Origin of the sequence: Rhizobacter sp. (assembly GCF_031412075.1) — a bacterium.
Classification (GTDB): Bacteria; Pseudomonadota; Gammaproteobacteria; order Burkholderiales; family Burkholderiaceae_C; genus Rhizobacter.
On the sequence record NZ_JANOCG010000352.1, the window covers coordinates 1 to 11,815 of the forward strand.

The 11,815-nt window shown below is 66.4% G+C and carries 12 protein-coding genes and 1 riboswitch; of the genes, 4 read left to right on the forward strand and 8 right to left on the reverse strand.

Annotation, left to right across the window (positions count from 1 at the left end):
* Positions 1-86 precede the first annotated feature (86 nt).
* The 8 genes from RMO40_RS13115 to RMO40_RS13150 form a co-directional block, all read right to left on the reverse strand.
* Positions 87-785 (reverse strand): urea amidolyase associated protein UAAP1, encoded by a 699-nt coding sequence (locus tag RMO40_RS13115; RefSeq protein WP_309721823.1) that lies wholly within the window; start codon positions 783-785, stop codon positions 87-89.
* A 119-nt stretch (positions 786-904) separates the two neighbouring features.
* Complete coding sequence (locus RMO40_RS13120; RefSeq protein WP_309721788.1) at positions 905-1,735, reverse strand: ATP-binding cassette domain-containing protein; 831 nt, start codon at positions 1,733-1,735, stop codon at positions 905-907.
* A gap of 1 nt (position 1,736) precedes the next feature.
* Positions 1,737-2,519, reverse strand: a complete 783-nt coding sequence (locus RMO40_RS13125; protein WP_309721790.1) for an ABC transporter permease subunit — start codon at positions 2,517-2,519, stop codon at positions 1,737-1,739.
* Positions 2,520-2,526: 7 nt separating this feature from the next.
* Positions 2,527-3,525, reverse strand: coding sequence for an aliphatic sulfonate ABC transporter substrate-binding protein (locus RMO40_RS13130; protein WP_309721793.1), 999 nt, complete (start codon positions 3,523-3,525; stop codon positions 2,527-2,529).
* A 64-nt stretch (positions 3,526-3,589) separates the two neighbouring features.
* Positions 3,590-3,702: riboswitch (guanidine-I (ykkC/yxkD leader) on the reverse strand.
* Positions 3,703-3,827: 125 nt separating this feature from the next.
* The gene (locus tag RMO40_RS13135) at positions 3,828-4,856 is read right to left on the reverse strand and encodes a VWA domain-containing protein (protein ID WP_309721797.1); all 1,029 of its coding nucleotides are present in this window, start codon (positions 4,854-4,856) and stop codon (positions 3,828-3,830) included.
* Positions 4,837-5,796 (reverse strand): DUF58 domain-containing protein, encoded by a 960-nt coding sequence (locus RMO40_RS13140; RefSeq protein ID WP_309721800.1) that lies wholly within the window; start codon positions 5,794-5,796, stop codon positions 4,837-4,839. Before RMO40_RS13140 ends, RMO40_RS13135 begins: the two co-directional genes overlap by 20 nt.
* A complete protein-coding gene (locus RMO40_RS13145) occupies positions 5,777-6,778 on the reverse strand; it encodes a MoxR family ATPase (RefSeq protein ID WP_309721804.1) in 1,002 nt (333 codons plus the stop codon). The genes RMO40_RS13140 and RMO40_RS13145 overlap by 20 nt, the downstream gene beginning before the upstream one ends.
* Before the next feature lie 12 nt (positions 6,779-6,790).
* On the reverse strand, positions 6,791-7,735 hold the full coding sequence (locus RMO40_RS13150) for a trypsin-like peptidase domain-containing protein (RefSeq protein WP_309721807.1): 945 nt from the start codon (positions 7,733-7,735) through the stop codon (positions 6,791-6,793).
* Positions 7,736-7,857: 122 nt separating this feature from the next.
* On the opposite strand from RMO40_RS13150, the gene RMO40_RS13155 reads away from it, so the two are divergent.
* The 4 genes from RMO40_RS13155 to RMO40_RS13170 form a co-directional block, all read left to right on the forward strand.
* Complete coding sequence (locus RMO40_RS13155; protein WP_309721810.1) at positions 7,858-8,673, forward strand: TatD family hydrolase; 816 nt, start codon at positions 7,858-7,860, stop codon at positions 8,671-8,673.
* Positions 8,674-8,680: 7 nt separating this feature from the next.
* Positions 8,681-9,184 (forward strand): DNA-deoxyinosine glycosylase, encoded by a 504-nt coding sequence (locus tag RMO40_RS13160; RefSeq protein WP_309721813.1) that lies wholly within the window; start codon positions 8,681-8,683, stop codon positions 9,182-9,184.
* A 38-nt stretch (positions 9,185-9,222) separates the two neighbouring features.
* On the forward strand, positions 9,223-9,966 hold the full coding sequence (locus tag RMO40_RS13165; RefSeq protein WP_309721816.1) for a spermine/spermidine synthase domain-containing protein: 744 nt from the start codon (positions 9,223-9,225) through the stop codon (positions 9,964-9,966).
* Positions 9,963-11,815: ATPase, T2SS/T4P/T4SS family (locus tag RMO40_RS13170; RefSeq protein ID WP_309721820.1), on the forward strand; the 1,853-nt coding region annotated here is incomplete at its 3' end. The genes RMO40_RS13165 and RMO40_RS13170, both read left to right, overlap by 4 nt.

Consider the following 11,815-nt stretch of genomic DNA (forward strand, 5'->3'; position numbering starts at 1 on the left):
AGCGGCCACGGTGTGGCGGGCGGTGGCGCGGGCCGGTGCCAAGGCGCTTTCCTTGAGTTGCATCGCGGTCATGAATCGGGTCTCCATCAAAGGGCCAGCATCTCGGCGTTGTGCAGCGCGCGTGCGTTCTCGGGGCGGAAGTTGCGGCAGTAGTCGTCGGGCGGCGCCGGGCCGCTGCGCCAGGCGGCCAGGCCGATGGCGGCGGGGGCGTAGTCGGGCGAGGGGTTCAGCGGGTGCGGTGCGCTGCTGAGCGCCAGCAACACGTCCATCTCAAAGCGCAGCTCGACCGTGGCGCCGGCCTTGGCGTGGCCGGGCGCGAAGTGGAAACGGCCTTCCTCGTCGACCGTCAGCTTGGTGAAGAAGTTGACCGGTGCGATGAGGTCGCGCCGGCCCAGGCCGTGTTTGCCGATCTCGATCAGCAAGCCGGTCTTGCCCGAGCGGTGCATGGCGTTGCGGTGCTGCGCGTAGCGGTGTGTGCCGTACTTGGCCTCCATGGCCGCGTCGTCGAGCAGGGCACCGAAGGGGTCGTGCCAGCCCACATCGTCGCGCGTGATCGAGGCCAGGGCGCGGCCCATGTCGCTCATCAGCACGTGGCCGCGCGTGTAGTGCGCGGTGTGCAGCGCCTTCACCGTGTCAGGCAGGTTGTAGCGCTCGAGCGGGTTGCGCGCGGCGTAGAGCAGCGCGCTCAGGTTGGCGCCTTCGCCGAGCGCGACCAGGCGCAGGCTGCTGCCGCGCGGCATCAGGTAGGACCAGTGGCCGCCGCCGGGCAGGGTGTCGGACCACATCAGGTGGTCAGCGGGCAAGTCGGGTGCGAAGCGCTGCAGCGCGGGCGCATCGACGGGTTCGGTGGCGGGCGGGTTGGGCGGGATGGTGGTGAAGCTTTCCATACGTGTGTCTCTCCGTGTCAGTTCGCCTGCTGGCTGAGCTTTTCGAGCAGGTCGAGGTCGGTCTTCATGCCCGAGGTTTCGCGAATGCGCTCCAGCACCTGGCGCTTGAGCTGCAGGAACTCAGCGCACAAGCGCATGTCTTGCGTGCGCTTGTGCGGCAAGGGCACGTCGTAGACGGTGTCGATGCGCCCCGGCCGTGGCGCCATCAGCACCACGCGGTGGCCGAGGTAAAGCGCTTCTTCCACGTCGTGGGTGACGAAGACGATGGTGCTGCGCTCTTGCCGGTGCACGTGGGCGATCAGGTCGTGCATCACCTCGCGCGTTTGTGCGTCGAGCGCACCGAAGGGTTCGTCCATCAGCAGGATCGGCGGGCGGCTCAAAAACGCGCGCGCGATCGCCACCCGTTGCTGCATGCCGCCCGACAGCTGGTTCGGGTAAGCGTGGGCCACCGCCGACAGGCCCATCAGGTTGAGCAGCGCATCGGCGCGGCCGGAGGCGGCCTCCACGTCGGCGCTGCTGCGGCCTTCGGTGTGCACCTTGAGCTGGCGCACGAACTTGATGTTGTCGATCACCGTCAGCCAGGGGTAGAGGCTGTAGTGCTGGAACACCATGGCGCGGTCCGGCCCCGGGCCGACGATGGGTGCACCGTTCACCCGCAGCTCGCCACGGTCGTGCGCCTCCAGTCCCGCCAGCGTGCGCAGCAGCGTGGACTTGCCGCAGCCCGAGGCGCCAACCAAGGTGACGAACTCGTTGGCAGCCACATCGAGGTTCACGTCGACAAGGGCCTGCGTGCTGGCACCGGCGTAGGTCTTGCCGACTGCGCGGCATTCAATCAAGGCAGGGCTCATCTCAGTGCCTCCCATACAACCACGGGAACGCGCGTTTGTGCGCGAACCGGAACGCCTGGTCGATGGCCAAGCCGATCAGGCCGATCAGCAAGATGCCGGCGAAGATCTTGTCGGTTTGCAAGAAGCGCTGCGCTTTCAGGATCGAAAAGCCCAGGCCCGAGTTGGCCGCCACCAGCTCGGCGACCACGAGAAAGGTCCAGGCAGAACCCATGGTCACGCGCAGCGTGTCGAGCAGCGCGGGCTTGGCCGAAGGCACGATCACCTTCTGCAAGATCTCCGAGCGGGTCGCGCCCATGGTCTGCGCCGCTTCGATCTGCGCCATGGGCACACGGCGCACGTCTTCAGCCACCATCAGCACCATCTGGAAGAAAGTGCCGAGAAAGATGATGGCGATCTTGGCGCCTTCGTCGATGCCCACCCACAGCATGACCAGCGGCACGAAGGCCACCGCCGGCATGTAGCGCACGAAGTCGGTCAGCGGCTCCAGCAGCGCCTGCACTGCACGCCAGCTGCCGATGAACACACCCAGCGGCAACGCGATCACCGCCGACAGCGCCCAACCCGCCACCACGCGCATCACGCTGATGGCGGCGTCGCCGAGCAGGCCGTCTTCAGCCCACCACGAGGCGATGCGCGCCAGTACCTTTTGCGGCGAGGGCATGAACACCGGGTTGACGCTGCCGCTGGCCGCGAGCAACGCCCAGGCCGCGAGCGGCACCACCAGCCCGGTGAGCGCGAGCGCAAGGTACAGGCGACGCGAGATCGCCTGGCGGATCAGCCACATCGGCGGCTCACTTCAGCGCGTCTTGCAGCAGTGTGGCGTCCACACCCTTGGCGGCGTCGGCGGTGCCTTCGATCAGCTTGTGTTCGTTGAGGAAGCTGGCGATGGTGGGGGCCACGGCAACCAGCGACTTGGCGTTCTTGGCATCGAACGCGGCCTTGTTGGCGGCGGCGTCGAAGAAGGCGGTTCCGGGCAAGAAGACCTTGTACTCGTCGGGCTTCATGCTCACCACCTTGGCCATGATCTGCGCGGCTTCGTCGGGCTTGCTGCGGATGAACGCCTCGGCCTCGAACCAGGCCTTGATCATGCCGACCAGGTCCTTGCGCTTGTCCTTGATGGCCTTGTCTTGTGCGACCAGCAGGTCGGGCACCAGGCCCGGCATGTCTTTCGAGGTGAAGAGCGCGCGGCCCTTGCCACTTTGCTGGATCTGGTTGACCCACGGGTTCCACACCACGGCGGCGTCCACTCGCCCCGCGAGGAAGGCGGCGGCCGCATCACCCGCGGGCAGGTTGACGATCTTCACGTCGCTCGGCTTCATGCCGTTCTTCGTGAGGGCGGTGGCCAGCACGAAGTGCGACACGCTGTACTGCTCCAGCGCCACGCTCTTGCCCTTGAGCGCCTTGAAGTCCTTGATCTTGGGGCTGACCATCAGCGCGTCGTTGCCGGCCGAGTTGTCGTTGACCAGCACCGCCTTGATCGGGATGCCCTTGGCGAGCGGGCCCAGGGTGTCAGACCAGGTCTGCGAGTTGGCGTCGAGCTGGCCCGACGACAGCGCCGAGATCGAGTCGGTGTAGTTGGCAAACCAGACCAGCTTCACGTCGGCGCCGTGCTTCTTGAACATGCCTTTCTGCTCGGCCACGTACCAGGCCACCCAGCCCGGCCAGTCGGACACGCCGACCTTGATCTCGGCTTGCGCCAGGCGGGGCGCCAGCAGGGCGGTGGCCAAGGCAACGGCGCCGAAGCAGCGCGCGAGATGTTTCAGCGACGAAGAAGCAACAAGAGATGGCATAGGAGCTCCACGGTTCGAAGGTTTTGGGGCAAGCACGCAGAGAGGGCGCTTCGAGCGAAGCAACACCTCCCGGGCTTTTGTCCCTCCGTGGAGCCGGGGCCCGAAGGGCCTGCGGCCGGCAGCTCTCGGACCAGCCATTGCGAGCACGTCGCAACCGGAACCCTAGCCACCATGAAGAGCGAACGAATCGCCCTCTCTCGCCAAATGAAGCAGATGCCGTGCCAGCAGTGTCGGGCTTGCGGCGGGTTCATGTGCACCAAGACAGCGCATCCGCGCACTGCAACGAGGCTCTTGTGGGTGCCTCAGGCCACCCGGCCGAACCACCACACCGAGAGCCCTGCGGCCAGCACCACCAGGGCCGCCGCCACGGCGGCGAAGAGGGCGGTGATCTCGGTTTCTTTTTTCTCGACGATGAGGCGCGAGCTGAGCGACTGGTAGACCTTCTTCAGGTCCTCGGCGGTGCCGGCGTAAAAGTATTCGCCGCGCGTCAGGTTGGCCACGTTCTTCAGCGTGTCTTCGTCCAGCCGCACGCGCATCGACCAGCCTTCGAAGCCGATGGTTTCGCCTTCCTTGGTGCCGATGCCCACCGAATAGATCTTCACGCCGCGGTCGGCGGCCATCTTGGCCGCGTCGATCGGGTCGGGGCCGGTGGTGCGCTGGCCGTCGGTCAGCAACACGATCGCGGCCGAACTGAAAGAACCGGGTTGCACCGGTGTGAACTCCTTTGGCGGTTTGTCGCCGGGGCCGAGCGGCATGTTGCGCTGGCCGGTGATCTGCGAGAGGTCGATGCCGGCCTCGGGGAAGATGGTCGCCAGCGACAGCACGATGCCGCTGCCGATGGCGGTGCCCCGCTGCATCTGAAAGCGATCGATCGCGGCCACGGTGTCTTCGCGGTTTTGGGTGGGCGGCTGCACCACCGCCGCAGTGCCGGCGAATGACACCACGCCCACCCGCACGTTGCGCGGCAGGTCGGCCAGGAAGGCCTTGGCCGCTTCTTGCGCGGCGACCATGCGGTTGGGCAACACATCGGCCGCGCGCATGCTGCCCGACACGTCGATCGCGAGGATGATGGTTTCCTGCTGCAGCGGCAGCGTGATCACGGCGGTCGGCCGGGCGCTGGCGAGCAACAGCGTGGCCAGCGCGAGCAGCATCAAGGCCGGCGGCACATGGCGACGCCAGCCCGGGCCTTTGCCCATGGCTTGTTTGACGATGGACAGGCTGGCAAAACGCAGCGTCGTCTTCTTGCGCCGATGCAGCAGCCACCAGTACAGCAGCACCAGCAGCGGCAGCGCGAGCAGCGCCCAGAGGAAGTCAGGCCACACGAAGCTCATGTCGATCCTCCGTCGGCAGGGGTTTCAGGTGACCCGGCATGCCGCCGCCCGCGGCCAACCGGCTGCGCTGGCGGCGCAACTCGACAAAACGCATCAGGGTGTTGACCAGGTCGTCTTGGGTCGACAGTTCCAGCGCGTCGACGCCCGCGCGTGTTAGCGCGGTGCGCAACTCGGCCTCCTGCTGATCGGCGGCTTTTGCAAAACGCGCGCGAAAGCCCGGGTCGTGGGTGTCGACCAGCAGTTGCTCGCCCGTTTCAGCATCTTGCATGGTCACCATGCCGATATCGGGCAGGGCCATCTCGAATGGGTCGTACAAACGCACGGCCAGCACCTCGTGGCGTTGCGCAAGCTGCGCGAGGGCATTGCCCCAGCCGGGCGAGCTGATGAAGTCGGACACGACGAACACGGTGGAGCGGCGCGGGATCAGCGGCGCAGCGCGTTGCAGCAGGTCTTGCAGCTGCGTCTGCGCCTTGGCCTGCGGCGTGGTGTGTGTGAGCATGCGTTGCATCAGGTGCAGCACGTGGGTGCGGCCGTTGCGCGCGGGCAGCACCTCATCGAGCGCGTTGCCATACAACATGGCGCCCACGCGGTTGCCGTGGCGGGTGAGCAGGCGCGCCAGCACGGCGACGAACTCGGTCGACACACTGCGCTTGCTGCGCTCGGAGCCAAAGTCGACGCTGCCCGAGAGGTCGAGCAGGAACCACGCGGTGAGCTCGCGGTCTTCGGTGAACTGGCGCACGTAAGGTTGCTGCAAACGGGCGGTCACGTTCCAGTCGATGTGGCGCACGTCGTCGTGGTGCTGGTACTCGCGCAGGTCGGCCAAGTCGAGCCCCGCGCCGCGAAACAGCGTACGGTAATCGCCCTGCAGAAGCCCGTCAAGACGGCGAATCACCGTCCATTCGAGGCGGCGCAGGATGGCGTCAGGCGTTGTGTCGTTCATGGGCCATCGGCTTGTCGGGCTTGGGGATCTTTTGCACGATCTTGAGGATGATCTGGTCGGCGGTCAGCCCGTCGGCCAGCGCTTCGTAGCTCAGCACCAGGCGGTGGCGCAGCACGTCGCTCACCAGGTCCATCACGTCTTCGGGCAGCGCGTAGCTGCGGCCACGCAGCATGGCCATGGCCTTGGCGCCTTCGATCAGGCCGATGGTGGCGCGCGGGCTGGCGCCGAAGTTGATGTACTTGGCCAGGTCGGGCAGCCCGTGTTTGGCCGGTGTGCGTGTGGCGCCCACCAGCTTGACGGCGTATTGCACCAGCGAGGGGTCGACATACACCTTGCGGCACTCGTGCTGCAACTCGGCCAGCTGGGCGGTGCTGGCGATGGCCGACACCGTGACCGGGTCGCCGGTCACGCGCTCGACGATCACGAACTCTTCTTCTTCGCTCGGGTAGTCGACCAGCACCTTCATCATGAAGCGGTCGACCTGCGCCTCGGGCAGCGGGTAGGTGCCTTCGGTCTCGATCGGGTTCTGCGTGGCCATCACCAGAAACGGCGCGGGCACCTTGTGCGTTTCACCGGCGATGGTGACCTGGCGCTCCTGCATCACCTCCAGCAGCGCGCTCTGCACCTTGGCCGGCGCGCGGTTGATTTCGTCGGCCAGCAGCAGGTTGGCAAACACCGGGCCGAGCGAGGTGGCGAACTCGCCCGTCTTCTGGTTGTAGATGCGCGTGCCCACCAGGTCGGCCGGCACCAGGTCGGGCGTGAACTGGATGCGTTTGAAGCTGCCGCGCAAGGTGGTGGCCAGTGTCTTGATGGTGATGGTCTTGGCCAGGCCCGGCACTCCTTCGACCAGCAGGTGACCCTGCGCCAGCATGGCCACCATCACACGCTCGAGAAAGCGGTCTTGCCCGACAACGACACGCTTCACCTCATAGAGGATCTGCTCCATCAGCGTGGCCGTCGGGTGCGATTCTGGTTTGCTCATGAGTGCTTTCGATCAGAACGGTGGCATGCCTGCCGCAGCGGCCGCGTTTTCGATGGGGACAGCAAAACCGATGCCGATGAAGGTGCGCTGCTCCGACGGGTTGAGGATGGCCGTGACGATGCCGACCACGCTGCCGTCCATGGTGACCAGCGGGCCACCCGAGTTGCCGGGGTTGGCGGCAGCGTCGAACTGGATCAGGTTGGTCAGCTTGCGTGCACCCTGCGGCGAGCGGAACTCTCGCTTCAACCCCGAGACCACGCCGCCCGACACCGAAGGCCCGATGCCGAACGGGTAGCCCACGGCGATGACTTCGTCGCCCGGCTGCAGGTCGCTGGTGGAGCGCATGGTGGCGGCCACCAGATCGTCTGGGATCACGCGAGCGCGCAGCACCGCCAGGTCGTGCTCGGGCTGCACACCGACGATGGCCGCCTCGGACTCGCTGCCGTCGGCGAAGGTGACCTTCAGCCGCTTGGAGCCGGCGACCACATGCAGGTTGGTGAGGATGGTGCCGTTGTCGACGATCACGACACCGGTGCCGGTGGCGTGTTTGCTGCGAGTGGGTGAGTCGTCTTCGGCGCCGGGCTTTTTCTTGGCTTTGCCGGGCGGTGGGCTGGGGAAGTCGTCGACTTCGCTGTCGCCTTCGACCAGCACGATCGATGGCGCGATGGCGCCATAGGCTCTGGCATAGGCCGACGGCAAAGGGTCTTTTTCAAGCGCGCGGCGCACCGCGGCATCGATGTGTTGCTGGGTCAGGACTTGCTGCGCCGGCATGACGCTGCGCGCCGTCAAGGCGACCACCGCCATCAACAACAAGCTCACTGCCATCCAGGCCAGGCGTTCGCGTCGCGAGCTGCGCTGCGGCTGGGTGACGGCGCGTGGTGGTGGCGCTGCATCGGCGGCAGGCGGGGGTGCTGCGGCCTGTCGCGGCGAACGGCTGTAAAGCGGAGCCTTCCTCATGCCTGCCACCTCCACACACGGGTGTTCACGTGGAACCTGGCGCCGGCCGGGGAATGCCTGCCGACGACACACACACCGTATCACGGAGGCCGCCTTTGTGCACGGCCAGGGCATGATGGCGCATGACCTGGATCGACACCCACTGCCACCTCGACGCCGCCGAGTTCGAAGCCGACCGCAAGGTCGTGGTTTCTCGCGCACGCGCTGTCGGTGTCCAGCAACTGGTGCTGCCCGCCGTCGCGCGCAACAACTTCAATACGGTGCGCGCCTTAGCCCATGAGCACGGCGTGGCTTATGCGCTGGGCATCCACCCTTTGTGTGTGAACGATGCCGCAGAAAGCGACCTCGCCGCACTGCGTGATGCCCTGGCCGAGCACCGGGACGACCCGCGCCTGGTGGCGGTGGGCGAGATCGGCCTCGACAACTTCGTGCCGGGTCTGGACCAGGCCAAGGGGGAGCACTTTTATGTCGAACAACTCAAGCTCGCGCGCGCGGCGGGCCTGCCTGTGATCCTGCATGTGAGGCGTTCCGCCGATGACCTGCTCAAGCACCTGCGGCGCATTCCGGTCAGCGGCATTGCCCATGCGTTCAACGGCAGCCAGCAGCAGGCCGACACCTTTGTCGCCCTGGGTTTCAAATTGGGCTTTGGCGGCGCGATGACCTTCGACCGTGCGCTGCAGATTCGCCGCCTCGCGCAAGACCTGCCGGCCGAGGCGCTGGTGCTCGAAACCGACGCACCCGACATTCCGCCGCACTGGCTGTACCGCAACGTCGAGCAGCGCGCGGCCGGCGAGGTGGCTCGCAACGAGCCCGCCGAGCTGCCACGCATTGCCGCCACGCTGGCCGAATTGCGCGGCTGGACGCTGGCGCAAACCGCACAGGTGTGCTCAGCCAATGCGCACGTTGCCTTGCCGCGCCTGGCCAACTTGGCAGATTGAACGGCTGATGCCGCCTGACACGCTTTTGCAGGGCCTGAGCCCGGTGATTGACAACCGCACGCGGCTCGTCGTGCTCGGCAGCTTCCCGAGCGTGGCGTCGTTGCAGGCGGGCGAGTACTACGCCCACCCGCGCAACCAGTTCTGGCCGGTGTTGTCGGCGATCTGGGGTGTCGACCTGCGCGCCCTGCCGTACCGCGAACGCCTGCGTGAGGCGCTGCAACACGGCCTGGGCATCTGGGACGTGTATGCCCATTGCCGGCGCGAGGGCAGCCTCGACAGCGCCATCCAGGACGCCGAGTTCAACGACCTGGCCGGTTTGAAGCGGCTCGCGCCGCAGCTGCAGGCCGTCGCCCACAACGGCGGAGAATCGGCCCGCGCCATGCGCTTCACCCGCACGCTCGGTGTGCAGGTGTTGCGCCTGCCCTCGACCAGCCCGGCCAACGCCGCCTGGAGCTTCGAGCGCAAGCTGGCGGCCTGGCGCGAAGCCTTCAACACGGTTGGGATGGCATGACAAAAAAAAGTGACAAAAAAGGTGACAAGAGAGCCGACATGGCGCCCGCCACCTTGTCTGAATTCGAAGGCGTGCGCTACCTGCACCTGGGCACGCCGTGGGTGCAAGGCGCCATGCGTGTGCGCAAACCGCACACCATCGAGCTCGATTACGTGCAGCGCATGATGGTGTGGCTGCTGTTCCGCGAAGGCGGCAAGCTCAGCAAGGGCCACGCCGTGCAGCTGGGCCTGGGCTCGGCGGCCATCACGCGCTTTTGCCACCGCAACCTGCGCATGAAGACCACCGCGGTCGAGCTCAACCCGACCGTGATCACCGCGTGTCGCTTGTGGTTTCAGCTGCCGGCTGACGACAAGCGCCTGAGCGTGCTCAACCAAGACGCCGCCGATTACGTGGCCGACCCCGCGCACATCGAGACCGCCGACGTGCTCAACGTCGACCTCTACGACCACGACGCCGCCAGCCCCGTGCTCGACGACCAGGATTTTTACGACGCCTGCCAGCGCCTGCTGGCCGACGGCGGCGTGATGACGGTCAACCTGTTCGGCCGCGACGCGAGTTTTGAGAAGAGCGCGAGCCGCATCGCCGCGGCCTTCGGGCCTGATGCGGTGCTCTCGATGCAGCCCACCAAGGAAGGCAATACCGTAGTCATCGCGGTGAAGAACCTTACTTTTCCTGACCGCGACCTGCTTGCTGCGCGCGCAGAAAACATTGAAACTCGCTTCGGCCTGCCGGCGCGCAAGTGGTTGCGCATGATTCGGGCATTGCCAGAGTCCACACCATGACCACTGCCGCCACCCCAGCGACCCCCTCCAAGCCTCACAAGCCCACCACCCACCCGGCGGGTCGGCTCGAATGGAAACGCCTGCTGCGCTGGCTGCTTGAAGACGGCATCATCAGCGCGGCCATGTACGAGCAGACCTCACACCGGTTTGCCGCGGGCCAGAGCGTGCAGCACCCGCTGGTGCGCTTGGCCAACGCCGAGCTGATGAACGCCAAGAGCGGCAAGCCGCTCGACATCGAGATGCTCACCGAGTGGCTGGCCGGCCACTGCGGTATGCCGTATCTGCGCATCGACCCGCTGAAGGTCGACGTGGGCCGTGTGGCCGACGTCATGTCGATCACCTACGCCGAGCGCCGCCGCTCGCTGCCGCTGCAATTCGGCCTCAATGAAGTGACGGTGGCCACCAGCGAGCCGTTCGACCTGGGCTGGGTGCCAGAGATCGAGGCCCACACCCGCAAGGCGCTGAAGCTGGTGGTGTGCAACCCGATCGACGTGGTGCGCTTCACCACCGAGTTCTACACGCTGCAGCGCTCGGTGCGCAACGCGATCAAGACCGGCGAAATGGCGGCCACCGCGAGCTTCGAACAGCTCGTTGAGCTCGGGCGCAGCAACAAGCAGCTCGACGCCAACGACCAGGGTGTCGTGCAGGTGGTCGACTGGCTGTGGCAATACGCCTTCGACCAGCGCGCGAGCGACATCCACCTCGAGCCGCGGCGCGATCTTTCCGTGATCCGCTTTCGCATCGACGGCGTGATGCACACCGTCTACCAGGTGCCGCCGGGTGTGATGAACGCGATGATCGCGCGCGTGAAGCTGCTCGGCCGCATGGACGTGGTTGAAAAACGCCGCCCGCTCGACGGCCGCATCAAGACGCGCAACCCGGCCGGCGATGAGGTCGAAATGCGCCTGTCGACCCTGCCCACCGCGTTTGGCGAAAAGATGGTGATGCGCATCTTCGACCCCGACACCACCGTCAAGCAGCTCGATGCGCTCGGCTTCGGCAGCCACGACGCGCAGCGCTGGGAGTCGCTGGTGTCGCGAGCGCACGGCATCATTCTCGTGACGGGCCCCACCGGTTCGGGCAAGACCACCACGCTCTACTCCACGCTGCGCCGCCTGGCCACCGACGAGGTGAATGTCTGCACCATCGAAGACCCGATCGAAATGATCCAGCCGGCGTTCAACCAGACGCAGGTGCAATCGGCCATCGACCTCGGCTTTGCCGAAGGCCTGCGTGCGCTGATGCGGCAAGACCCGGACATCATCATGGTCGGTGAAATCCGCGATCTCGAAACCGCCGAGATGGCGATCCAGGCGGCGCTCACCGGCCACCTGGTGTTCAGCACCTTGCACACCAACGACTCGGCCTCGGCCATCACGCGCCTGGCGGACCTGGGCGTGCCGCCTTACCTCATCGGCGCTACCGTGATCGGCGTGCTGGCGCAGCGGCTGGTGCGCACCTTGTGCGCCAACTGCAAACAACCCGATGAGGTGACCAGCGCCGAGACCATCGACGAGGTGATCAAACCCTGGCGCATCAACGGCAAGGTCAAACCCTACAAGCCCGTGGGCTGCCTGGAGTGCCGCATGACGGGCTACCGGGGCCGCGCCGGTTTGTATGAGTTGCTGAGCGTGACCGACGGCGCGATGGCGTGCATCCACCCCACGCCCGACATCTCCAAGCTGCGCAAGCAGTCGCTCAGCGAAGGCCTGCGTGCGCTGATGCGGCAAGACCCGGACATCATCATGGTCGGTGAAATCCGCGATTTCGAAACCGCCGAGATGGCGATCCAGGCGGCGCTCACCGGCCACCTGGTGTTCAGCACCTTGCACACCAACGACTCGGCCTC